A 24122-nucleotide genomic window follows, 5' to 3' on the forward strand; every position below is an offset into this window, starting at 1 on the left:
TTACAATTTTATACTCGCTGCTAAGGTCGTTCCGAAAGGGGCGGCCTTTTGCATTTTAATAATAATTTTCAGCAGGCACATTTGAAATGTAGTATACTGTTTTTAGAAGATAATGTAATAGTCAAATCGCCGGCTGAGACTGCCATAGTTGAATGGCTGGAATTAGCTGCAGTATTTGGCCGGTAGGGGATTACATTAAACGTATTAATGGTGATTAGGTATAAGCACAGGAGGATATTATATGAGTATAGAAGTGGGATTAAAAGGTGAGGCAACAGTAGTTGTTAATGAACATAATATTGCCAAAACGATGAAAAGCGGTGCTCTTGAAGTATTTGCTACGCCTGCAATGTGTGCCCTTATGGAAGAGGCGGCTGTAGCGGCTTTAAAAGGACAGTTACCGGACGGTGACGGTACGGTTGGTATTTCGCTTAGTATTTCCCATGATAAAGCATCAGCTATGGGTGCACAGATTCGTGCGGAAGCGAAGGTGACCGCTGTGAATGGCCGTAAAATCAGCTATGAAGTGGCGGCCTATGAAGGCGATACTTGTATCGGTAAGGGAACGCACGAACGATTTGTCATCAACAACGAAAAGTTCATGAGTAAATTAAAATAGGAAGTTTACTGGGGCCGTGCCGAAAACATAATGACGATAGTGCTCGAAACATACTGGCGCCGTGCCGAAAATATAATGGCGCTAGTGTTGAAAGCAAAACATAATTCCTGTAATATTGAATTATTTTATCAATAAAAATGTCCGAATGGAGCTATAATGTAGCTGAGGCTACCGTTTTAAAAGAGGATGAGGTATACAATAAAGATACCCCATCCTCTTTGTTTTACAAAGGTTATAGGTTTATATTGCACATCGATAACTATCGTTTAAGTGAAAGCTATAGGTTCTTTGCTTAAAATTCATAATTGAAAATAACTGTCAATTATATTGACAGAACAGCGCTTTGATTGTATGATGAATTAAGAAGATAGTTAGCTTAATTATTTTAAAACCAAGTCATAGTAGCTTGGTAAAAGCTACTATTCATAAATCCGGATTTACTAGTATGACAGCCTTGAGAGCAAGTGTTCTCCTGAAAACATTGAGAGGCAGGGTGAACTATGGTAAGCGAAATAGATTCTATTATCGGTTATCATTGTGCGCCGGCAATACGGGGAATCAAGGTGGCGAATCTTGTGGCCATTCCACGAGATATGGATTTGCATTTGACAACGGCTTTGTCGGCGTATAATGAGAAATTTAATGATCGCGGCTTGTTCTTTTACGAACTGTGTCATTGCGATCGGCGAAGATTATTGTTGGTGTTCCGCAAACGAATGTTAGAGGAATATTTACGTCGTCCCGAACATGCTGCGTTTTTAAAACTCTACGGCTATTTGCCGACGGAATCTTTGGAAACGTGGTTTGAGCGCTTAGAAGGTCGTTTGGAAGAACGGATGGACTTTCCTCATGAAATCGGTCTGTTCTTGGGCTATCCACTCCACGATGTACGCTCTTTTATTCGTATGAAAGGCGCGGGCTATAAGCTTTGCGGCGAATGGAAAGTCTATGGCAATCCTATGTCCGCCATGCATTCGTTTCACTGTTTTCGGGCATGCAGAAATTACTGTCATACCCAGCTTTTAAATGGTAAACAATTAGAGTCTTTGGTAGCCGTAACGGCATGCTAGTAGGAGGTAATCACATGATTGGTGTAATTTATTGGTCTGGTACAGGTAACACACAAGCAATGGCAGAAGCAATCGGTAAAGGTATTGCCGGTGCAGGTCAAGAAGTAGTCGTTAAATCCGTGTCTGAAATTTCCGCTGATGAAGCAGCTGCTTTTGATAAATTAGCTTTAGGTTGTGCAGATATGGGTGCTGAACAATTGGAAGAAATGGAATTCGAACCATTCTACACAGCTTTGGAACCTAAATTATCCGGCAAAAAAGTAATTCTTTTCGGCTCCTATGGTTGGGGCGGTACTTGGCTCGAAGATTGGGCTGAACGCGTAAAAGCAACCGGCGCTGAAATCGTAGCTGATAACTTACCTGTTTTCGGTGCTCCTGATGATGCTGCGTTAGCAGATTGCGAAGCACGCGGTAAAGCATTGGCTGAAGCATAAAATTAGAATAGCAATAACTTAAAATAGTACATAGCAAAGTTTTGTTGTGTAAATATATTAGAGGCTGTAATTGTAAGATTACAGCCTCTAAATTAATAATGCGGTTTGAAGATAAGTTGCTTCAAACCGCATTATTGCTTTATTTTTTACTTTTTCAAACCGTTAATGAATCGTTCGATTCGATTTAGCGCTTCCTGAATGGTTTCACGAGATGATGCGTAGGAACAACGGATGCGGCCTTTACCGCATTCGCCGAAAGCGGAGCCCGGTACTACGGCTACATGCTCCTGTTGTAACAACTGAACGGCGAAATCAAAGTCGTTTAAGCCGCAACTTGAAATATCAGGGAATACATAGAAGGCACCTTCCGGTACCGCGATGGGAAGCCCCATCTTTTGGAAGCCTGCAACAATTAAATTGCGCCGTGCTTCGTATTCTTCACGCATAGCAACTACGCTGTCGTCGCATTCGTTGAGCGCCACAATAGCGGCATGTTGAATCGGGGTAGCCGGTGCCACGATACTGTACTGGTGAATTTTGATAGCCTGCTCAATAATTTCTGTAGGAGCCAAGAGAAAACCGATACGTAAACCGGTCATGGCATAGGCTTTGGAAAAACCGTTTAAAATAAGCGTGCGTTCTTTCATGCCCGGTAAAGCGGCAATGCTCGTATGCGTGCGGCCATAGGTCAACTCGGAATAAATCTCATCACTTACAACGATGAGGTCATGTTTTTTCACAACCTCCGCAATGCCTTCCAGTTCTTCCCGTGTTAAAATGGCGCCGGTCGGGTTACTTGGATACCCCATGAGTAACACCTTAGTTTTAGGGGTAACCGCTTTTTCAATGGCAGCCGGTGTAATTTTAAAGCCTTCTTCCAAATGAGTCGGCACCATGACAGCTATGCCTTTATTTAGTTTGACTTCCGCCGCATAGGCCACATAGGATGGGTCCGGAATGAGGACTTCGTCCCCTTCGTCGAGTAATACACGCATAGCTAAATCAATGGCTTCGCTGGCGCCGACGGTGAGCATCATTTCGTTTTCTGTATAGTCAACGCCATAGCGCTTGCCGTACCATTTGCGAATGGCCGTGCGAAGCGGTAATAAGCCGGCGTTACTGGTATAACTTGTTTCTTTATTTTCAAGGCTTTTGATAGAGGCGTCCAGTACTTTCTGCGGTGGTGCATAGTCCGGTTCGCCAACGCCTAATGACAGCACATTATCCATGGATAAGGCCATCTCCCAAATTTTACGAATGCCTGAAGCAGGCAATTCTTGTGCTGTTTTTGAGATGTAATTGTTCCAATTCATAGTATGTTCCTCCTTAATTACAGCTCAACATGATCGACAAATCTTCTGTGTCACATTGAGTCTCTCTTTTCTCTTTTTATAGTTTATCATAAAATATTTATAACAAGTAGTAATTTGTTGAAGGATTAGCCATATTGAAGGGCTGTATATAGAAATTTATTGAATTATTATCTACAATAAATGGTCGATTTATAGTAAAATAATACTTTAGAGATGTATGTAAAAAGGAGGCAAAAATGGAGACCTTGTGTAATGAGCGGTTTGTGGTGACCTATCAGATAGAAGCGCCAAGCTATGAAGAGGCGAAAGCCGTTGCTTGGGGTGTACAAGTGGAACAAACCATTGAATTTCCTTATGATTTTGTAACGAATGAAGATATTAAACGCGATATAGTGGGGCGCCTTGAATCGTTGGAACCTACCGGTGACGGTAAATATTATTTGGCGCGCATTTCCTATGGTGTGGAATGCAGTGCTTTTGAAGCTACCCAATTTTTGAATGTGATGTTCGGTAATTCGTCCTTGCAACCCCATATTTGGGTAGTGGACATTGAGCTTGCGCCATCGCTGATTGAGCACTTTAAAGGTCCACGATTTGGTTTAGAGGGCATCCGTGAATTGGTGAAAACACCAAAGCGTGCTATGATACAAGCGGTGATTAAGCCGATGGGAACGTCACCGGCCAAATTGGCGGACATGTGCAAAGCCTATGTGCAGGGTGGAGCCGATGTGATTAAAGATGATCACGGTATCACAAATCAACAGTTTTGTACTTTTGAAGAGCGAATTAAGCGTTGTGCGGCCGCTGTAGCTGAAACAAATGCGCAAACCGGGCGTCATACGCTGTATGCCGCCAATGTATCGGCTGACGGTGAAGCGGTGTTGGAGCGAGCTCATTATGCTAAATCAATGGGCGCTACGGCGTTAATGGTGGCACCGGCTTTAGTTGGTTACGGTTGGCTTAATCGTTTGGCTACTGATGATGAATTAGGCTTGCCGATTATTACACATCCGGCCATGATGGGCGGGTTTGTATTACCGGGGATTTCCGGTATTGCCGATTATCTATGGATGGGCTTATTGCCGCGTTTATTTGGTTCCGATATGTCGATTTTTGTGTCCTATGGAGGTCGTTTTACCTTTACGGCGCAGCAATGTCAACGTATTTCCGCCTACTGTACGAATCCGATTGCAGGTTTGAAAGCTACGTGTCCTTCACCGGGCGGTGGTGTTACGGAAAAACGTTTGCCGGAGTTACTGGATATTTACGGTCCGGATACGATGTTCTTAGTCGGTGGCGATATGTTCCGGCGCGGCCCCGATTTGGCGGCCAATATGAAGGCTTTTGTTGAGTTATTAGCTCAGCACAGTTAAATTTACAGACGGTGGCAGAATCTTAGTTTGAACTGAGTGAGAACAGTTTCTTTATGATGTGCATCAACTGTTTTATACAAAGAGAAAGAGAGACAAAAATGAGTTCAAGTGAGTTGAATACTGAATTGCAGACTAAACTGTCTGCCTTGGAAGCTACTTTACAGCGTATGGGGAGCGCTGTAGTGGCCTTTTCCGGAGGCGTAGACAGCACTTTTTTAGCTGCTGTAGCACATAAGGTTCTTGGTGATAAGGCCGAGGCGTTTACGGTGAGTTCGCCAACCTTACCGGAGGAAGAAATTGAAGATGCCAAACGCTTTGCCAAAGCTATAGGTATCAAGCATACGGTGGTGGAAATTAACGAATTGGAGATGCCTGATTTTACGCGCAACGATCCGGATCGTTGTTATTATTGCAAAAAGAATCGTTTTCAGAAGTTAATCGACTGGGCTAAAGAACAAGGTATTAACGGCGTTCTTGACGGTGGTAATTTGGATGATAAAAAAGACTATCGGCCCGGTATGCGCGCTTTGGAAGAGCTTGGCACCGTTCGCAGTCCTTTGTTGGAAAACGGCTTTACTAAGGATGATATTCGCGCCGTAGCGAAGGCTTGGGGCTTAGAAGTATGGGACAAACCAAGTTCGCCATGCTTGGCTACGCGTATTCCTTACAATCATGAGATTACCGGCGAAGCATTAACGATGATTGAAAAAGGCGAAAAGTATTTACATCAATTCATTGACGGTCCTTTGCGAGTGCGATACCATGAAGGTATGGCACGCATTGAAGTAAGTCGTGAAGATTTTCAGATTTTTGCCGATGATGAACGACGTGAAGCGATTCGTAAAGCGTTTGAAGAATTTGGTTTCACCTATGTGAGTGTCGATTTACAAAGCTTCAAGAGCGGCAATTTGAATCGTGAAGTGAAACAGTAATACCGGCAAAGCAACAAAGTGAACGTAACGAAATAAAGTAACGAAATTAAGATATAAAATAAGAAAAAGTAAGAAGTAAGAAGTAAGAAGTAAGAAGGAGTTATTTTGGAAGACAAAGAAGTGACAAATGTAATGACGGATAGAGCCCGTGCTATAGCGGCGGCTTACGAAACTTTAGAGTCTTCGGAAGCTCCGTTTGCCGTACATGTGCTGGCCAGTGGCAGTCAAGGTAATGCAACGCTTATAACCTACAAAAATACCACAATTTTGGTAGATGCCGGCATCAGTGCCCGGCGTATTACCAACGGCCTTAAAGCGGTAGGTTTAGGCCTCGATAAATTAAGTGCTATCTGCATTACTCATGAGCATACCGACCATATGGCGGGATTGCCGCAATTACTTAAACAGTGCAATGTGCCTGTCTATACCAGAGCAGGTACGATGCGTGAACTCGTAAATCGTAAGAATTTTGATACCAAGGCTTTTTGCGTTTTGACGAAGAATAATTTCACCATCGGTGATTTACAAATAGAAACGTTCCGTACCAGTCATGATGCGGCAGATCCTATGGGGCTCAGTTGTTATAACGGTAAGCATAAATTGACCTTTATGACCGATACGGGGCTGGTGGATGACACGATGTTAAAAAATATGGATGAAAGTGATTTGTTGGTTTTAGAAGCAAATTACGATCCGCAAATGCTCAAGTACGGCCCGTATCCGTTTGATTTGAAAAAACGTGTAGCCGGCCCTTACGGCCATTTAAGTAATGAACACGCGGCGCAAGCATTACTCATGATGAAGCGGCCCGAACATTTGCAAGTAGTTATGGCTCATCGCTCCGAAAAGAATAATGAACAAGCTGTAGTAACCGATACGGTGACCACTGCGTTAACGGCGGAAGGGCTTATAATGAAGCAGGATATAACAATTTTTCACGGTCAGCCGAAAGAAATGGTAACGATCCGTGCGTAGCTGATTCTTAAGTCAGGAGGTTTATTATGGATAACAAAAGAAGAGGCTTATTTATTCTGTTAGCTGTAGTGCTCATTATTGCGGGCACTGTAGGGGGTTATTTGACGGGTAATTTTTTTGGTAACACTAAGAGTATCACCCAGGAAACTACGGCCGTCACTGCCGATGGTACTAAGAAATCGGTACCCCTTTCCGATAATCGCAATACGGCGATTGTGTCGGCGGTTAAGAAAGCAGGACCGGCTGTGGTAGGTATTACCACGAAAGTGTATGATCGTAATATTTTTGACCAACAAGTATTGGTTGGTGAAGGTGTGGGCTCCGGGGTTATCATCGATAAAGCGGGCTACATCGTTACTAATTATCACGTAGTGGCGCAGGCGAATAATCGCAAGGTTACGGTGTCCTTAAGTGATGGTTCTTCACAAACTGGTACCATTGTGGGTGTCGATCCGTTGACTGACTTAGCGGTTGTTAAAATTGATCCGACCGAAAATATGCCAGTAGCTACTTTGGGCGATTCTGATCAATTGCATGTTGGTGAACCGGCTATCGCCATCGGTAATCCGTTAGGCTTAGAATTCCAAGGAACTGTTACGGCCGGTGTTATCAGTGCTTTGCATCGTACAATCAATATGGAATCGCAACGATTCCCGCTTATTCAAACGGATGCGGCTATTAATCCGGGGAATTCCGGCGGTGCGCTCGTTAATGCGGATGGCGACGTTATCGGTATTAACAGTGCTAAAATTTCGCAGACCGGTATTGAAGGCATGGGGTTCTCCATTCCTATCAATGAAGTAAAACCGATTGTTAAAGAACTTATTGAAAAAGGTAAAGTAGTTCGTGCGTATTTGGGATTAGGTCTTTTGGATAAACAAAATGCGGCAAAATACGGCTTACAGCTTAAGACAGACGGTTTATTGGTAGCGCGTATTTATAGCGACGGACCGGCCGCTAACAGCGATATCAGTGAAGGTGATATTATCACAGCGGTAGGTGAGAAATCTATTACCAACTTAATGCAGTTGAAACAAATTTTAGATAATCATAAACCGGGCGAATCGTTGAATCTTACGGTGCTCAGCAATGGTGCTGAACACACGGTATCCATTACTCTTGGCACGTTGCCGGATTCAACGAATTAGTAAAATTACGGGGAGGCAGGTGTAATCTGATTTATGAAATTTACCGTATTAGCCGTAGGCAAGCTTAAAACCGCTTATCTGCGCGACGGGGTAGCCGAATTTGTGAAACGCCTTACGGTATATGGCGGTGTGACAATTACGGAATTGAATGAAAGTAAATTGCCCAGTGCCGATGATAGCAAACGTCAGGCTATTGTGGCGGAGGAAGGGGAACGATTGCTCAAACAAATAAACCCGAAGAGCTTTGTCGTTTTACTGGACGTGAAGGGCAAGACCATGTCGTCGGAGGCCTTGGCGGAAAAGATTGCCGACTTGGAAGTGCAAGGTATCAGTGAGATGACTTTTATCATCGGTGGTGCCTTTGGGGTGTCGGAAGGGCTTAGGTCGCGAGCCGATTTAAGATTATCTTTCAGCCCCATGACCTTTACCCATCAAATGGTGCGGCTCTTATTGGTAGAACAGATTTACCGCGCTTGTAAAATTAATCGTCATGAACCTTATCATTGGTAAGGGAGCAGATGGAGGTAATAGAGTGACAGATAAAGTAGATACAACGAATAATGAAGCAAATGCCAATTTCAGTGGCATGCCGAGTCTGGAAACGCTCTGGCAGGTGCAACAGAACGAGGGCAGTGACGGATTTTATAGAACCTATATTGATGCCGCTAAGACGGCGCAGACGATCATTCACAATAATCTGGCCTTATTACAGCAACAGGCCGCTGTATTGGCCGAAGCTGTAGCCGCCCTTGATATGCAGATAGCAGTTGCGGCGGAACTGAAAGAACGGAATGATTTTTTGCAAAAAACGTTGGAAGAGGTTGCGAATACGACCCGCATAGTGAATTCAACTTTAGGGGCCTACGCTGATGCGGCTATGTCCATTCAAAAGTTGGAAAAAGGCAATTTTACACCACAATACATTATGCATCGCAAAGAAGAGTTGGGCATGCAAAGCGGCGATTTGACGAAGTTATTGGTTGAGTTCAGTCGCTATGCACAGACATTTTTGGACGCCTTGGCGAGTGAAAGCAAAACGGCGAGTCTCATCAAAACCGAAGGTACAGCGGGAGATGCGAATCATAAGGTATTGAAGGTAGCTTACCAGTCATGGCTCCAACGATCGTTTGATGTAAACAAAATTTTGGAAGGGCGCCTCGTATTCATCAGCGGCCTTTTGGAATCTTTGAAAAAGGATCTTACCACACTTCAAGTAAGTCAGATGGAACTTGATGTGCAGGAGCGTGCCAGGCAGGTTGCGGCGCGACGCTATAAGAAACAGGTGGAAGATGTAAGAGACTATGACGACTTGGAAGGACAGTACCGCAATCGTTATGATGAGGACGGCAATTTAATCGGCGTTGATGAAGGCGGTGAAGGCGGCAATCGCCGGGGGTGGCAGGTTGTCATTGTATTTGCCGTCATTGTGTTGGCAGTGATTGCTTATTTTGTACTAAAATAAACACTTGTTTTGCACTAAATAAAGATAAAAATAAATTATATAGCAGGATTTTACGACTATATTGTCAAAGATATATATATAAGTTGTAATTGCGATTAGTGCAGAATTAAAGGGTTTGAAATTAAATGATTTAAAGTTTTTACAATCAGACTTAGAATTCGATGCTTTTACATTCAGCACTAATAGTAAATTTTGTAGTGAGGGAGGTAATCCTATGTTAATCGCTGAAGCTATGAACAAATATCCCGCAACAATCAGTAAAGAGTTGTCAATCAATGAAGCAGCAAAGTTGCTTGTTAAATATCAGGTAGCCGCTTTGACCGTAGTGGATGAAGATAATAAATTAATCGGCATCATCACAGAAGGGGATTTACTTTATAAAAAGATTCGCCCTCATGCACCGCACTATGTCAATGTTTTGGGTGCCAGCATCTATTACAGTGGCATTGGCGAATATAACGCTCAGTTCAAGAAACTCTTGGCCGCTCATGTAGAAGAATTAATGACTACCGAAGTTATTACGTGCTCGCCAAAAGATGAAGTGGAAGGTGTAGTGGCCACTATGCTGGAAAAACATTTGAAGACCGTGCCGGTAGTTGATGAAACTAACACGGTAGTGGGCGTGTTCAGTCGCCGCGATGTAATGGAATTGATTGCGAAAGAAAATTAAAATAAAATCGCTACTTTTATCACATAAAATTGCATACATTCAAATTTTATGATAAGATAAGGAATGCAATATTATAAAACAGAAATTTTGGGCATTTAGCCCTCAAGGAGGACATATTTTCATGAATGCAACTGTAACCCCTGTTGATCAACATAAGGTAACCTTAACAATCGAAGTACCTGCTAAAGACGTAACCAAAGGTATTCAGCAAGCTGTAAAACGCATTGCCGGCCAGGTAAATATTCCGGGCTTCCGTAAAGGTAAAGCACCTCGCCGTATTTTAGAAATGAACTTCGGCAAAGAAGCTATTTTGGAAGAAGCTTTTGACGTAATTGCCGGTCGCGCTTACCAAGAAGCTTTGACTGCTAATGAAATCATTCCTGTAAGTGAACCTGAAATCGAACGCGTAACGTTTGAAGAAGGTAAAGATTTAGTATTCAAAGCCACTCTTACTAAACGCCCAGAAGTTACTCTTGGCGAATACAAAGGCCTTGAAGCTGAAAAACAGGATGCTACGGTAACTGATGAACAGATTCAGGAACAGTTAGATAATATCCGCAACCAGCAAGCTAAAATGGTAGTAGCTGATGCAGATGCTAAATTACAGAAAGATGACTTTGCTGTTATCGATTTTGCCGGTTCTATCGACGGTAAACCTTTTGACGGTGGCGAAGGTAAATCCTACCCGCTTCAAATCGGTTCCGGCAGCTTCATCCCGGGTTTTGAAGATCAATTGATTGGTCATGCAGCCGGCGATGATGTAGAAGTTAAAGTAACCTTCCCTGAAGATTATTTTGTAAAAGAATTGGCTAACAAAGAAGCTGTATTCAAAGTTCATGTTCACGACATTAAACGCAAAGAATTGCCTGAATTGAACGACGAATTCGCTAAAGAAGCCAGCTCTTATGAAACTATGGAAGAATTAAAAGCTGATCTTCGCAAAAACATGGAAGAAGACGCTGCACATCGTGCTATCGATGCTTACAATGCTGCTATTATTGAACAAGCAGTTAAAAATGCATCCGTAGATATTCCTGAAATCATGGTAGACGATCGCGTTGAACAGATGATTCAAGAAATGGCTATGAATTTGGAAGGCCGTGGCTTGAAATTGGAAGACTATTTGAAATTCTCCAACAAAACTATGGAAAGCCTTCGCGAAGAATACAAAGCTAATGCAGCTGAAAACGTTCGCGCCGATTTAGTATTGGAAGCAATTGCTAAAGCTGAAAATGTAGAAGTAAAACCTGAAGATATGAACATGGAAATCTACATGATGGCTCAACAATTCGGGGCAGATCCTAAAGAAGTTATGAATATTATTGTTAAAGAAGGCCGTGTAGCTATGTTGAGAAATTCTGTAGCTCGTAAAAAAGCCGCTCGTTTAATCATCGAACAGGCTAAAGGCGCAGAATCCCAGGATAAATAATCCACGGGCTATATAGGTACATGGACCCATGAGGTAAAAATTTTATGTATGTACCAATCGTTGTAGAACAAAGCGGACGTGGCGAACGTTCCTATGATATTTATTCTCGTTTGTTAAAAGACAGAATTGTCTTCTTGGGCGGTCCTATCAATGATGATGTGGCTAACCTTGTTATTGCACAATTACTGTTCTTGGAAGCGGAAGACCCTGATAAAGACATTCATTTGTACATTAACAGCCCCGGCGGTGTTGTAACTGCCGGCATGGCGATTTATGATACAATGCAATATATTAAGCCGGATGTATCTACCATTTGTGTAGGTTCCGCAGCCAGCATGGGTGCTGTATTATTAACCGCCGGTGCTAAAGGTAAGCGTTATGCTTTGCCACATGCCCGCGTTATGATTCACCAACCGCTTGGCGGCGTACAAGGTCAGGCTTCTGAAATTGAAATTCATGCTCGTGAAATTTTGCGCATGCGTGAAGAATTGAATGGCTTATTGGCATCTCACAGTGGGCAGCCGATTGATGTTATCGCCCGTGATACGGATCGCGACAACTTCATGAGTGCCGAAGATGCTGTGAAATACGGTTTAATTGATGAGGTATTGACTCGTCCTGTAGCAACAGACAAGTAATTAGGAGGACTCAGCTTGAAAAAAGACGAAAAAGAAACGTTGCGTTGTAGCTTCTGCGGGCGCACCGGCGACGAAGTTCGTAAATTAGTGGCAGGTCCTAATGTATATATTTGTGACGAATGCGTAGAAGTTTGTCAGAATATTATTGATGAGGAACTCGGTCATAGTGATGAAGCAGGGTTTTCATTAAAGCATGTACCTACGCCTCATGAAATTAAGGCTTATTTAGATGAATATGTAATTGGTCAGGAGGCTGCTAAAGTCTCCTTGGCCGTTGCAGTTTATAATCACTATAAACGGTTGCAGGTAAATAATACGGTGGATGATGTAGAATTACAGAAAGCCAATGTGTTATTTATCGGACCAACCGGTAGCGGTAAGACGTTATTGGCACAGACTTTGGCAAAAATGCTGGAAGTTCCGTTCGCCATTGCTGACGCTACCAGCTTAACCGAAGCCGGTTATGTAGGTGAAGATGTGGAGAACATTTTGCTCAAACTCATTCAGGCTGCTGATTATGATGTGGCCAAAGCAGAGCGCGGCATTGTGTATATCGATGAGATTGACAAGATTGCTCGTAAATCTGAAAATCCGTCCATCACCCGCGATGTATCCGGTGAAGGTGTGCAGCAGGCATTGCTAAAAATATTGGAAGGTACGGTTGCGTCGGTGCCACCGCAAGGTGGGCGTAAACATCCGCACCAAGAATTAATCCAAATTGACACCACGAATATCTTGTTCATTTGCGGCGGTGCATTTGATGGCCTCGAAAAGGTTATTTCTAAACGCACGGCTAAGAAGACATTAGGATTTGGTGCCGATATTCAAAAACAGGAAGAAAAAGACGTATCTGCTATTTTGAAGGAAGTTGTTCCGGAAGATTTGCAGAAATTTGGTCTGATTCCTGAATTTATCGGACGTTTGCCTGTAATGGTAACGCTCGATCCTTTAGATAAGGAAGGTTTAATTCGCATTTTAACAGAGCCTCGCAATGCATTAACGAAACAATACGAAAAGATGCTCTCTTTGGAAGATGTATCCTTAACGTTTGAGAAAGATGCTTTAGAGGAAATTGCGGCTGAAGCAATGAAGCGTAATACGGGAGCTCGTGGATTACGATCCATCATTGAGAAAGTAATGAAGCAAGTCATGTATGATATTCCTTCGCAAAAGGGTGTTACCGACTGTATCATTACCCGTGATGCTGTGAAAGGCACAGCTGAACCTATACTCAAGAATGAGTCTGCCGTAAAGGGCATGAATTAATTGTAAGTCTAAGAAACTCATTTCCTTTGGAATGAGTTTCTTTTTGTAAATATAAACTTGAAAAGGAGCCTATATGAGTGAGACGAATTTTTCGCTGCCTTTAGTACCGTTACGCGGTATGGTAGTGTTCCCAAAAGTAGAAGTTCGACTGGACATCGGTCGTGACAAATCCATTCGGGCCGTTGAAGAAGCCATGGCTAATGAGCGTTTGCTCGCCGTATCCGCTCAATTAGATGACGAAGTGGAGAACCCGACACAAAAGGATATTGCCGAAGTAGGGACCATCGTCAAAATCAAACAAATGCTACGCTTGCCGGGGGGCTTGGTTCGCATTTTAGTTGAAGGTATTGCCCGCGCTAAAGTGGTTGATATAGATGAAAGTGGCGTATATTATCGCGCCACTATGGAAACTTTGGTTTCCCAGTATGACGATCATGTAGAAATTGAAGCCTATCGTCGTCTGGCTCAGTCCAATTTCTTGAAATGGGCTGAAGAAACCAAACTTGTTACGGAAGATGAAATTCGCCGTGTTATGGAGCGCACCGACGCCTCCGAAACGGCTGACCAAATTGTACAATTCTTACAGACGGAACTCGTTACGCGTCAAAGCTTTTTGAGCGAACTCAATGTGTTACGTCGTTTAAATATGGTTGTAGGCGCTTTAAATATGGAACTTCAAATTTCTGATTTGGAAAACTCCATTAATAACCAAGTGCGTCAGCAGATGGAAAAAGCGCAGAAAGAATACTTCTTGCGTGAAAAAATCCGTGTAATTCACAATGAATTGGGCGATAAATCCGACCCTGATGAAGAAGCGGAAGAATTGCGTGAACAGCTTAAGAAAATTAATGTGTCCGACGAAGTGCGTGAACGTATTGAAAAAGAAATCAGTCGTTACAGCCGTATGCCGTCCATGATGCCGGAAGCAAATATTTTGCGCAATTACCTCGATTGGGTATTGTCCCTACCTTGGGATAAAGTAAGCGAAGATCGTCTTGATATCGGCGAAGCGGCTAAGATTTTAGACCATGATCACTATGGCCTTAAAAAGGTTAAGGAACGTATCTTGGAATTCTTGGCGGTTCGTAAATTATCCGATTCCTTGAGCGGCTCTATTCTTTGCTTGGTAGGACCTCCGGGGGTTGGTAAAACATCCTTGGCTACGTCTATTGCTAAAGCCATGAATCGTAAATTTATCCGCGCTTCCTTAGGTGGCGTTCGTGATGAAGCAGAAATCCGCGGTCATCGTCGTACCTATATCGGTGCTTTGCCGGGCCGTATGATTCAGGGCCTTAAGAATGCGGGAACCCGTAACCCGGTATTCTTGTTGGATGAAATTGATAAATTGGCTTCCGATTATAAAGGTGATCCTTCGTCCGCATTATTGGAAGTGCTCGATCCTGAGCAGAACAAGACGTTCAGCGATCATTTTATTGAAATCCCATTTGACTTCTCCGATGTATTCTGGATTACCACGGCTAATGTACCGGGCAATATTCCGGCTCCTTTGATGGACCGCATGGAAGTGATTGAATTATCCAGTTACATGGAAGATGAAAAATTGGAAATCGCTAAACGTTATTTAGTGCCGAAACAAATTAAGAAAAACGGTTTAAGCGGTCATAATGTGAAATTATCCGATGCGGTACTTCGCAAAGTAATTTCCGAATATACTCGCGAAGCCGGTGTGCGTACTTTGGAAAAAACGATTGCCAAGATTTTCCGTAAATTGGCTTTTGAAATTATCAATGGTTCGGAAGCAACACCGCGTGTAACCGTTAAAAACTTGTCCAACTATTTGGGAGCGCCAATCTATTTGGAACAGGAACGGGAGAAGAACGCGCAAGTCGGCCTCGTTTGCGGCCTTGCTTGGACTTCCGTGGGCGGTGTAGTACTTCCTTGTGAAGCGACCACTATGCCCGGTAGCGGTAAGTTGTCCTTAACCGGCAGCCTCGGTAAAGTCATGCAGGAATCCGGTCAAGCCGCTTTATCCTACATCCGCCATAATGCGAAGGAGTTAGATATTCCGGCAGACTTCCATAAAACAATGGATTTACATGTACATTTACCGGAAGGGGCCACCCCTAAAGACGGTCCGTCGGCCGGTATTACCATGACATTGGCTATTGTATCGGCTTTAACAAACCGTAAAGTTCGTTCCGATTTAGCTATGACCGGCGAAATTACTTTGCGCGGTCGCGTCTTGCCGATTGGCGGTTTGAAAGAAAAATTATTGGCAGCTTTACGCTACGGTATTAAAGAAGTATTGATTCCGCAAGGCAATATTAAGGACCTTGAAGAGATGCCGACATCTGTTATTGAAGGCCTTAAAATTACGCCGGTAAAAACAATGGATGAAGTGTTAGCAAGAGCATTTGTAAAATGATGAAGCAGAAGAAAAACACACCAAGACAACCAAAACCTGTATATACCCGTAAAGAGCCGCAAGGGCCTCGTATTATTGCGTCCAAATATGTGGCTTCTGCCGTACGCCCCGACCAATATCCGGAAGGAGATACGGTGGAAGTGGCCTTCTTGGGCCGCTCCAATGTGGGCAAATCTTCTTTGATTAACTCGCTGTGCAATCACCGAGGCCTTGCCTTGGTGAGCGGCCAGCCCGGCAAAACGAAGACGATAAACTTTTTCACAATTACGTCTAAAGAGGATATCAGTGAAACCGAAGAACGCCGTTATGAGTGGTTCTTGGTGGATTTGCCGGGTTATGGGTACGCAAAAACTGATAAGAGTAATCGAAATATATGGTCTTCCTTTATTGCCGATTATATTTTACAATCAGAACGACTGATGTTGCTCTGTTTGTTGGTAGACGGTCGTCATCCGGAATTACCAATCGATCAAGAAGCTTTCAATTGGCTTCGTGAGGCCGGGGTACCGTTACAAATTGTGGTGACGAAGGTTGATAAATTAAACAGTAAGGAACGACAACAAAACATGCGCTTTATTAAGGAGAATTTCCCTTGTGAAGCACCGGCTATTCCGTACAGCTCGCTTAAGCATACAGGCCGTGAATTGTTGTTGAAGCGTATTAATCAAGTGATTGTGGGGGTCGACGAATGAGTTTGGAAAAAGAACTGGCATTAATTGAACAAGTAAAAGCAGACCTCGTAAAAGTGGAAGCCTATTTGGCGGAGTCCTTGCAAACCGGTTCTGAAGATTTTAACCGCTTAATTCGCCCCATTTCGGCGGCCGGCGGTAAACGCTTAAGGGCTCGGTTATGTCTGCTTATAGCCGGTGCCGGTGAAGCATCGGAAGCGGATCGTGTCCGTATTGCCGCAGCTGTAGAAATGCTGCATTTAGCCACATTGATTCATGATGATGTGCTCGATCAGGCAGCAGTGCGCCGTGGAGCCAAAGCCATTCATTGCAGTAAGGGCAATAAGGTAGCCATTTTAAGCGGTGACTACTTATTTGCCAAAGCGTTTGATGTGGTGGCACAAATTGGTTCGGTAGCGTGTTTACATGTTTTCTCGTTTATTATTTCCGCCTTGGTGGAAGGGGAATTCATGCAGATGGAAGATGTATATCGTCTTGATCAGGGCATTGAACGTTATTTGACGAAGACCCAAAAGAAAACGGCTGATTTTATAGAAGCTTGTTTGGAATTGGGCGGTATTCTCGGTAAATGGTCGGAATCCGAAATTCGTTTATTAAAACAATACGGGCATGGCTTGGGCATGGCATTCCAGATTACTGATGATATCATGGACTATGCTGCTACTGCTGAAACAACGGGCAAACCGGTGGGCAAAGACTTACGTGAAGGTCTCATTACCTATCCGTTATTATCTGTCATTAACGAGGCCAATAAAGCGGAAGTCACTAAAGCCGTGCAAGCTATTGCCGACGGTCAGGCGCCGGATGAACTGATTGCTTATGTGGCGGCTCAAGGCGGGGTGGCCAATGCAGAAGCATTGGAAGCTGATTATCGTCGTGATGCCCACGAAGCATTAGAGGCTTTGCCTGATTTTGCCGGTAAAGCTGTCCTTTATGAAGTATTGGATTCATTGGCTGATAGAAAGGTGTAATATATGGAATCGTTTCAGGTACGTGATTTTAATGACCCGAAACGAAAGCCTTCCTTGAATAGTGTTTTGGCGCAAAAAGAACGCCTAAAGGCAGCCGAACGAATTCGCCGCGGTGAAGTAAATGACGAAGCGTCGGCTGAGGAGTTGAAGGCTGTATCCGGTGATGTAGCGACTGTTGATCTCGCTGCGACTGAGTCGCAGTATACACCGCTGGAAGAACAGATTATGGCTGAAAATAAAGCCATGTCCTTAGTAGGTCACCTGGGTGAACTGCGTAAGCGGATAATTATTTCGGTCCTCGCTATTTTGGTGGGCTTTTGTGTCGCCTATTATTATGTAGATGATATATTGGCCATGATTGTGGCGCCGGCCGGTAAGCTGTACTATATGCGCCCGACGGAAGCTTTTTTTACCTATATGAAAGTAGCTTTTGTGGCCGGCGTTATTGCAGCATCACCGGTGTGGCTCTATGAAATATGGGTCTTTGTTATTCCGGCACTAACACAACAAGAGAAAAAATTAACCAATTGGTTCTTACCGTTTGCGATTATGCTGTTTGCTATTGGCATCGTGTTTTCTTATGCTTTGGTATTACCGGTGGCCATTAAATTTTTCATTGGTTTTGCCACCGATGAATTGCAGCCTCTATTTTCTATCGGGCAATACTTAGATTTTGTCATAGCTTTTGTGCTACCTTTCGGATTCATATTCGAATTGCCCATTGTTATGATTATTTTGGCCAAACTGAATCTGATTACGTCGGATTTTTTGCGCTCCAAACGAAAAATCTTTATCTTCCTGTCCTTTGTTATCGGGGGATTTATATCGCCGACACCGGATATGTTTTCGCAGACTATGATTGCCATGCCGATGATTATTCTTTATGAACTAAGTCTCTGGATGGTAGCCAAGGTGATGAAACGGTAAGTAAAAATTGACAGGTTGGACATTTTTAGATATTATGAGTAGAGATACAGTTGTTTAAATTCTCGTATATCAGGTAGGGCCTGATTACCGTATGATTACAGCCGTATTAATTGATATTTGTATAACAAAGCTGAGATAAGGAAAAATCTTCTCATAGCGTGGCAGAGAGCGTTGGTAAGGTGCGAGCAACGTACGTGAAAGGAAGAGGGTAGCCTTTGAGCTGACTTGATGAAGCAATCTTTGAATTGTGTGTAGTTTTGTCCGGTTAACCCCGTTAGAGGTAATGAGTGATTGCAACGGCAATAATCTAGGTGGTACCGCGGAAGTTAAGCCCTTTCGTCCTAATGGACGAGAGGGCTTTTTTTATATCATAGAGGAGGAACTTGAGATGAGTGAGTTCAAGAATTTAACAACCTATAATCCGGGGGAAATTGAGCAGAATTGGTATGAATTTTGGGAAAAACAGGGATACTTCCACGAAGAAGTAGATGAAAGTAAAAAGCCGTTCAGTATCGTATTGCCACCGCCTAATGTAACGGGGCAACTTCATATGGGTCATGCGCTCGACAATACATTGCAGGATATTTTGATTCGTTTCAAACGTATGCAAGGTTACAATGTGCTTTGGATGCCGGGTACCGACCATGCCGGTATTGCTACGCAGGTAAAAGTAGAACAGAACCTTAAGAAAACAGAAGGCAAGACACGTTATGATCTTGGTCGTGAAGAGTTCGTTAAACGTGTTTGGCAATGGAAAGAAGAATATGGTAGCACCATTGTTAAACAGATTCGCAGCTTAGGCGCTTCCTGTGACTGGAGCCGTGAACGCTTTACTTTGGACGAAGGCTACTACAAAGCTGTTCGCGAAGTATTCGTAAGCTTATATGAAAAAGGTCTTATTTATCGCGGTGAACGCATTGCCAACTGGTGCCCAAGCTGTCATACCGTTCTCAGTGATATTGAAGTTGAGCACAGTGATGAAGCAGGCCATTTATGGTTCATCAAATATCCGGTAGTCGGTGAAGAAGGTCGCTTCGTAACGGTTGCTACAACCCGTCCGGAAACTATGTTCGGTGACGTGGCCGTAGCTGTTAACCCTGAAGATGATCGTTATAAAGATATTATCGGTAAAACATTGTTATTACCATTCGTAAATCGTGAAATTCCGGTTATTGCCGATGATTATGTAGATCCAAGCTTTGGTACGGGCTGTGTAAAAATTACGCCGGCTCATGACCCTAACGACTTTGAAATGGGTCAACGTCATAACCTCGAATCTATCGTAGTTATGAATCTTGATGCGACTATGAACAGCGAAGCCGGCCATTTTGAAGGTATGACCCGTGAAGCCGCTCGTAAACAAGTAGTAGCCGAACTTAAAGAACAGGGTCTCCTTGCCAAAATAGAAGACCATGAACACAGTGTAGGTCATTGCTCCCGTTGTAATACCATCGTAGAACCGCTCGTATCGAAACAGTGGTTTGTAAAAATGGCACCCCTTGCCGAACCGGCTTTGAAAGTTGTTAAAGATAAAGATATCGAATTCGTACCGGAACGTTTTACCAAAACGTACACCAATTGGTTGGAAAACATCCGTGACTGGTGTATTTCCCGTCAGTTATGGTGGGGCCATCGCATTCCAGCCTGGTACTGTGATGATTGTGATGAAGTGATTGTATCTAAGGACGATGTTACGGAATGTCCTAAATGTGGCGGTCATGTTCATCAGGAAGAAGACGTACTCGATACTTGGTTCAGCTCCGCTTTATGGCCGTTTGCGACTATGGGCTGGCCGGAACAGACTAAGGAATTGGCTCATTGGTATCCGACCAGTGTAATGGTAACCGGTTATGACATTATTTTCTTCTGGGTTGCCCGCATGATTTTCATGGGTCTCGAATTTGAAAAAGAAATTCCATTCAAACATGTATTCATTCATGGTCTCGTACGCGACAGCCAAGGCCGTAAAATGAGTAAATCTTTAGGCAACGGTATCAATCCGCTTGATGTTATCAACGAATACGGTGCCGATGCACTTCGCTTTACATTGGTAACCGGCAATACACCGGGTAATGATATGCGTTTTTACATGGAACGCGTAGAAGCTAATCGAAATTTTGCAAATAAGATTTGGAATGCCGCAAAATTTGTTATAATGAACTTAGATAATTACGATCCTGAGTTTGTTCCTAGTGAAGAAGACTTTACGTTGGCAGATCGCTGGATTATTGATACCTACAATAATGCTGTGGCCACCATCACCAATAATCTCGATAAATTTGAGTTAGGTGAAGCAGCTGCCGGTGTTTATGATTTTATTTGGAACAGCTATTGCGATTGGTTTATCGAATTGGCTAAGCCGCGTCTTTATAATAAAGAAGGCGGTCGTGACCGTGCGGTAGTTCAATACTTATTGGTAACTATTTTGCGTCATATGCTCGAATTATTGCATCCGTTTATGCCATTTGTTACAGAACATATCTGGCAGCATCTCCCTCATGAAGGGGAAAGCATTGTAGTGGCTCCATGGCCAACGGCTTTACCGTTCGGTGATCAGAGCACCGCTGCTGCGCAAATGAACATCATGATGGATGCCATTAAAGGGATTCGTAATATGCGCGCCGAAATGAATGTACCGATGGGTAAACGCAGTGCCGTTATTTTAGCTGTCACTGATGAATCGCTACGCACTATGGTAAGCGAACATCAGGATTACTTTAAGACTTTGGGCTGGGCTGAATCGGTAACTATTTTGGGTGCCGATGATGCGAAACCTGAAAATGCTACCGTAACGGTAGTTAACGGTCTTGAAGTATATCTCTTACTCAAAGACTTAATCGACGTAACCAAAGAACGGGAACGTTTGACGAAAGAAAAAGAAACACTTAAGAAAGAAATTGCTCGTTTAGAAGGTAAATTAGGTAATCCGGGCTTCGTGGCCAAGGCTCCGGCAGATGTAGTTGCAAAAGAACAAGCCAAATTGGCTGAATATCAGCAAAAACAACAAGCTGTTATTGAACGTGAAGAGTTTCTTAAAACCTTATAGGAGGTAATCATGACGTACGCAGAGGCAGTGGCCTATTTAGACAGTTGTGCATCCTTTGGCATCAAACCCGGTTTGGAACGCATTCATGCGTTATTGGACGAATTGGGGCATCCTGAACGGTCTTATAAAACCGTCCATGTGACGGGGACCAACGGTAAAGGCTCCGTTACGGTGTATATCGATTCGGTACTCACCACCAGCGGACATCGTTCCGGCCGTTTCACCTCACCCCATTTAATCAGTTATACGGAACGCATTGCGGTAAATGGTCGCAATATTACCGAAGAAGCGTTTGGTGAATTGATTGCAAAAGTAAAAGACGCTGTAGCTAAAATTGAAGCGAAAGGATCGGAATCACCGACTCAATTTGAAGTATTGACGGCAGCTGCCTTCCTGTTCTTCATGGAACAGCAGGTTAACTATGCAGTCATCGAAGTAGGCCTCGGCGGTTTATTGGATTCAACGAATGTGATTTTCCCTGAAGTATCCGTAATTACCAATGTATCTATGGACCATCAGGCGTATTGCGGTAACACCCTCCGTGAAATTGCTACTCATAAAGCGGGCATTATTAAACCGGGCATTCCGGTAGTAACGGCGGCGCAAGGGGAAGCATTGGCTGTTATCAAGGATAAAGCCAAAGAGTTGAATTCTAAAGCGTATGTGTTTAATGAAGACTTTTCGATCAGCAGTCGTACTGTCACTGAAGATGGTCAGATGATTACCTTGGAAGATAAGAGTGGTCATAAAGACATGCTGTTTACCAAAATGGTAGGGGTTCATCAAGCTGTTAATATGGCCTGTGCCTTCCGTGCCGTTCGTGTTTTAATGGAACGCGATGAAGTAATCAGCGAGGAAACGTTGCGCGAAGGTTTGGCTCGGGCTCACTGGGCCGGCCGTTTTGAAATCATCAAAAAACTCGACCGTACCTTTATTTTTGACGGCGCCCATAATGCGGGCGGCGCCGAAGCATTCCGCTTAACGTATGAAGAAGTATTTAAAGACAGACAGAAAACGGTAGTGTTGTCCGTCTTAAAAGATAAAGAAGTTAAAACAGTTGTAGAGGATTTGGTAAACCCTTACGATACTGTAATTACGGTGCCGGCTCCGACGCCGCGCACATCCACACCGGAAGAATTGGCTGAATTTGTGCCGGGAGTAGCTCAGACGGCTCAAACTGTCAGTGAAGGCATGCAAAAAGCCATGGCTGCTACCCAGGCCGGCGATATCATTGTAGTAGCCGGTTCCTTGTATATTTTAGGTGAAGCAGAAGAGTGGTTAAAAGCTCAGTAAAGGATGAAGTAATGACAGGTGCAGTATTTATTGACGGGGGCCGTCCGTTGCAACATTATATTACACGACTCCTGTATGCCGTGGTGTTGGTTATGCCCTTACATCCGTGGCTTGGTGATGCACTGGTCATTATTGCCCTTTTACTCAGCGTTTGGGATACCTTGCGTTACAGACCGTTGTCAAAACCTGCATCGTGGCTTCAGTGGTGCGTGTTGGGCTTTATGGGGTGGAGTTTATTGTCGGCTCTCGGATCAGCTCGGCCGATGTGGACAACGGCCAGCTGGCTTTATAATGTAGGCATGTACGGCGGTATTTATTTCCTCACCTATCGCTATTTGCGTGAGCCCGAGCAATGGCGTGTTTTCTTGCGTATTTTCATGTGGTCGGCATTCATTGTTTGTTTGGTTGGTGTCTATCAATATATGACGACGTCTATGGAATTATTAAAACAGTGGGTGGATGCGGCGCATTTTCCGCTCTTGAAGCGGCGCATGTTTGCTACATTGCAAAACCCGAATTTATTCGGTGAATATTTATTAATTGTATTGTCCATGGTAGGAACGGGGATTTTTCAAGGGCTTAAAGAAAAGCGCTGGCGCTTATTGGCCTGGATGGTGCCGATGGCATTGTTTTTCCTGGTTTGTATGACCCTAACCTATTCGCGAGGCATATGGCTTAGCTTTGCCTGCGTTGTTGTGTATTGGGGACTGACTATCGATCGACGCTTGCTTTTGTCGTTACTAATAATCCCTATTGTACTTTTTTGCTACCATGGGGAAGTGGCGTCAAGGCTTTGGTCACTGTTCGACGGCAACGATACATCCGCTGTGTTGCGCTGGGCTTTATGGGACAGTACAACCTATATGATTGCGGATTATCCGATTCTGGGAATCGGATGGGACGCCTTCTGGTTTGAATATCCACATTATAATTACTATATTCAGGCCCCTGATGTGATAATTTATCATGCCCATAACATGTTTCTAAATATGTTAGCAGAAATAGGAATTCCCGGCGCACTCTTCTATTTTGTCGCAATATATGGCCATGCTGTGTATGCTTTACGTTTGCCGAAAGCAACTATAAGTAACATCGTGAAGTATGGTATCGGTGCCGTTGTAGTAGGCATAACGGTTAGCGGCTTGTTTGACCATGATTTGTTCAGTCATCAGGTATCGGTAATTTTTTGGCAACTCTTAGGTTGGGCTTCATCCGTTTTATATACTTATAAAAAACGGGGGAATAAACCCCTTGAGAATGAACCGATAACAGATATAAAAAATTAATATATTCGATTTGTAAAGTAATACTTGTACTTACTAAAGTCACTATAATTAATAGACAAATATTGATATATTGGATTGAAATATTCTGATGTAAATGATTAAAAAATTTGATAATCTAATTTATTGATAACCGAAAAATTTAGATATTCGGTTAACAATAAACCTGAAAAAGTATAGGTATGATGAGATTAATTA

21 protein-coding genes and 1 other annotated feature are annotated in these 24122 nt (G+C 43.4%); of the genes, 20 read left to right on the forward strand and 1 reads right to left on the reverse strand.

Annotated elements, in window-relative coordinates:
• Window positions 1-241 precede the first annotated feature (241 nt).
• The 3 genes from EO124_RS08505 to EO124_RS08515 all read left to right on the forward strand — a co-directional run bounded on the left by EO124_RS08505 (window position 242) and on the right by EO124_RS08515 (window position 2123).
• On the forward strand, window positions 242-619 hold the full coding sequence (locus tag EO124_RS08505) for a thioesterase family protein (RefSeq protein WP_127059179.1): 378 nt from the start codon (window positions 242-244) through the stop codon (window positions 617-619).
• 500 nt (window positions 620-1119) lie between these two features.
• Window positions 1120-1689 carry a DUF3793 family protein gene (locus tag EO124_RS08510; protein ID WP_127059180.1) on the forward strand — a complete coding sequence of 190 codons (570 nt, stop codon included), beginning with the start codon at window positions 1120-1122 and terminating at the stop codon, window positions 1687-1689.
• A gap of 14 nt (window positions 1690-1703) precedes the next feature.
• The gene (locus EO124_RS08515) at window positions 1704-2123 is read left to right on the forward strand and encodes a flavodoxin (RefSeq protein ID WP_127059181.1); all 420 of its coding nucleotides are present in this window, start codon (window positions 1704-1706) and stop codon (window positions 2121-2123) included.
• Between the two features lie 146 nt (window positions 2124-2269).
• Here the strand turns inward: EO124_RS08515 and EO124_RS08520 are convergent, their stop codons facing one another.
• Window positions 2270-3436, reverse strand: a complete 1167-nt coding sequence (locus EO124_RS08520; protein ID WP_127059182.1) for a pyridoxal phosphate-dependent aminotransferase — start codon at window positions 3434-3436, stop codon at window positions 2270-2272.
• A 245-nt stretch (window positions 3437-3681) separates the two neighbouring features.
• Between EO124_RS08520 and EO124_RS08525 the strand changes: the two genes are divergently transcribed.
• The 17 genes from EO124_RS08525 (at window position 3682) to EO124_RS08605 (ending at window position 23927) form a co-directional block, all read left to right on the forward strand.
• The gene (locus tag EO124_RS08525) at window positions 3682-4809 is read left to right on the forward strand and encodes a RuBisCO large subunit C-terminal-like domain-containing protein (protein WP_127059196.1); all 1128 of its coding nucleotides are present in this window, start codon (window positions 3682-3684) and stop codon (window positions 4807-4809) included.
• Between the two features lie 98 nt (window positions 4810-4907).
• Entirely contained in the window at window positions 4908-5741 is an 834-nt protein-coding gene (gene larE, locus EO124_RS08530; RefSeq protein ID WP_127059183.1) for an ATP-dependent sacrificial sulfur transferase LarE, read from the forward strand.
• 105 nt (window positions 5742-5846) lie between these two features.
• Window positions 5847-6716 (forward strand): MBL fold metallo-hydrolase, encoded by an 870-nt coding sequence (locus EO124_RS08535; RefSeq protein WP_127059184.1) that lies wholly within the window; start codon window positions 5847-5849, stop codon window positions 6714-6716.
• 26 nt (window positions 6717-6742) lie between these two features.
• Entirely contained in the window at window positions 6743-7864 is a 1122-nt protein-coding gene (locus tag EO124_RS08540) for a S1C family serine protease (RefSeq protein ID WP_127059185.1), read from the forward strand.
• 33 nt (window positions 7865-7897) lie between these two features.
• The gene (gene rlmH / locus EO124_RS08545; RefSeq protein WP_021841719.1) at window positions 7898-8374 is read left to right on the forward strand and encodes a 23S rRNA (pseudouridine(1915)-N(3))-methyltransferase RlmH; all 477 of its coding nucleotides are present in this window, start codon (window positions 7898-7900) and stop codon (window positions 8372-8374) included.
• Window positions 8375-8396: 22 nt separating this feature from the next.
• Entirely contained in the window at window positions 8397-9326 is a 930-nt protein-coding gene (locus EO124_RS08550) for a hypothetical protein (protein WP_127059186.1), read from the forward strand.
• 214 nt (window positions 9327-9540) lie between these two features.
• Window positions 9541-9996: a CBS domain-containing protein gene (locus EO124_RS08555; RefSeq protein WP_021841717.1), complete on the forward strand. Its 456-nt coding sequence runs from the start codon at window positions 9541-9543 to the stop codon at window positions 9994-9996.
• Window positions 9997-10117: 121 nt separating this feature from the next.
• Window positions 10118-11425, forward strand: a complete 1308-nt coding sequence (gene tig / locus EO124_RS08560) for a trigger factor (RefSeq protein WP_127059187.1) — start codon at window positions 10118-10120, stop codon at window positions 11423-11425.
• 44 nt (window positions 11426-11469) lie between these two features.
• The gene (clpP, locus tag EO124_RS08565) at window positions 11470-12063 is read left to right on the forward strand and encodes an ATP-dependent Clp endopeptidase proteolytic subunit ClpP (RefSeq protein ID WP_127059188.1); all 594 of its coding nucleotides are present in this window, start codon (window positions 11470-11472) and stop codon (window positions 12061-12063) included.
• 15 nt (window positions 12064-12078) lie between these two features.
• Complete coding sequence (gene clpX / locus EO124_RS08570) at window positions 12079-13329, forward strand: ATP-dependent Clp protease ATP-binding subunit ClpX (RefSeq protein ID WP_021841714.1); 1251 nt, start codon at window positions 12079-12081, stop codon at window positions 13327-13329.
• A gap of 73 nt (window positions 13330-13402) precedes the next feature.
• Window positions 13403-15715: an endopeptidase La gene (gene lon / locus EO124_RS08575; protein ID WP_021841713.1), complete on the forward strand. Its 2313-nt coding sequence runs from the start codon at window positions 13403-13405 to the stop codon at window positions 15713-15715.
• Window positions 15712-16407 (forward strand): ribosome biogenesis GTP-binding protein YihA/YsxC, encoded by a 696-nt coding sequence (gene yihA, locus EO124_RS08580; RefSeq protein ID WP_127059189.1) that lies wholly within the window; start codon window positions 15712-15714, stop codon window positions 16405-16407. Before lon ends, yihA begins: the two co-directional genes overlap by 4 nt.
• Window positions 16404-17375 carry a polyprenyl synthetase family protein gene (locus tag EO124_RS08585; RefSeq protein ID WP_127059190.1) on the forward strand — a complete coding sequence of 324 codons (972 nt, stop codon included), beginning with the start codon at window positions 16404-16406 and terminating at the stop codon, window positions 17373-17375. The genes yihA and EO124_RS08585 overlap by 4 nt, the downstream gene beginning before the upstream one ends.
• Window positions 17376-17378: 3 nt before the next feature.
• On the forward strand, window positions 17379-18302 hold the full coding sequence (gene tatC, locus EO124_RS08590; RefSeq protein ID WP_127059191.1) for a twin-arginine translocase subunit TatC: 924 nt from the start codon (window positions 17379-17381) through the stop codon (window positions 18300-18302).
• Between the two features lie 123 nt (window positions 18303-18425).
• Window positions 18426-18649 (forward strand) — a binding site (T-box leader).
• Between the two features lie 41 nt (window positions 18650-18690).
• Window positions 18691-21348 (forward strand): valine--tRNA ligase, encoded by a 2658-nt coding sequence (locus tag EO124_RS08595; protein WP_127059192.1) that lies wholly within the window; start codon window positions 18691-18693, stop codon window positions 21346-21348.
• 9 nt (window positions 21349-21357) lie between these two features.
• Entirely contained in the window at window positions 21358-22641 is a 1284-nt protein-coding gene (locus EO124_RS08600; RefSeq protein WP_127059193.1) for a bifunctional folylpolyglutamate synthase/dihydrofolate synthase, read from the forward strand.
• 11 nt (window positions 22642-22652) lie between these two features.
• Entirely contained in the window at window positions 22653-23927 is a 1275-nt protein-coding gene (locus EO124_RS08605) for an O-antigen ligase family protein (protein ID WP_127059194.1), read from the forward strand.
• Window positions 23928-24122: the final 195 nt, after the last annotated feature.

Source organism: Veillonella ratti (assembly GCF_003992115.1).
Classification (GTDB): domain Bacteria; phylum Bacillota; class Negativicutes; order Veillonellales; family Veillonellaceae; genus Veillonella_A; species Veillonella_A ratti.

Bases quoted from the DNA above. Each gene is read 5' to 3' on its own strand.
- EO124_RS08540 (WP_127059185.1), top strand. From the start codon at position 6,743: ATGGATAACAAAAGAAGAGGCTTATTTATTCTGTTAGCTGTAGTGCTC.
- EO124_RS08555 (WP_021841717.1), top strand. From the start codon at position 9,541: ATGTTAATCGCTGAAGCTATGAACAAATATCCCGCAACAATCAGTAAA.
- EO124_RS08505 (WP_127059179.1), top strand. From the start codon at position 242: ATGAGTATAGAAGTGGGATTAAAAGGTGAGGCAACAGTAGTTGTTAAT.
- EO124_RS08520 (WP_127059182.1), bottom strand. From the start codon at position 3,436: ATGAATTGGAACAATTACATCTCAAAAACAGCACAAGAATTGCCTGCT.
- yihA (WP_127059189.1), top strand. From the start codon at position 15,712: ATGATGAAGCAGAAGAAAAACACACCAAGACAACCAAAACCTGTATAT.
- EO124_RS08510 (WP_127059180.1), top strand. From the start codon at position 1,120: ATGGTAAGCGAAATAGATTCTATTATCGGTTATCATTGTGCGCCGGCA.
- EO124_RS08600 (WP_127059193.1), top strand. From the start codon at position 21,358: ATGACGTACGCAGAGGCAGTGGCCTATTTAGACAGTTGTGCATCCTTT.
- tatC (WP_127059191.1), top strand. From the start codon at position 17,379: ATGGAATCGTTTCAGGTACGTGATTTTAATGACCCGAAACGAAAGCCT.
- clpP (WP_127059188.1), top strand. From the start codon at position 11,470: ATGTATGTACCAATCGTTGTAGAACAAAGCGGACGTGGCGAACGTTCC.
- lon (WP_021841713.1), top strand. From the start codon at position 13,403: ATGAGTGAGACGAATTTTTCGCTGCCTTTAGTACCGTTACGCGGTATG.
- EO124_RS08595 (WP_127059192.1), top strand. From the start codon at position 18,691: ATGAGTGAGTTCAAGAATTTAACAACCTATAATCCGGGGGAAATTGAG.
- tig (WP_127059187.1), top strand. From the start codon at position 10,118: ATGAATGCAACTGTAACCCCTGTTGATCAACATAAGGTAACCTTAACA.
- EO124_RS08515 (WP_127059181.1), top strand. From the start codon at position 1,704: ATGATTGGTGTAATTTATTGGTCTGGTACAGGTAACACACAAGCAATG.
- EO124_RS08605 (WP_127059194.1), top strand. From the start codon at position 22,653: ATGACAGGTGCAGTATTTATTGACGGGGGCCGTCCGTTGCAACATTAT.
- rlmH (WP_021841719.1), top strand. From the start codon at position 7,898: ATGAAATTTACCGTATTAGCCGTAGGCAAGCTTAAAACCGCTTATCTG.
- EO124_RS08585 (WP_127059190.1), top strand. From the start codon at position 16,404: ATGAGTTTGGAAAAAGAACTGGCATTAATTGAACAAGTAAAAGCAGAC.
- larE (WP_127059183.1), top strand. From the start codon at position 4,908: ATGAGTTCAAGTGAGTTGAATACTGAATTGCAGACTAAACTGTCTGCC.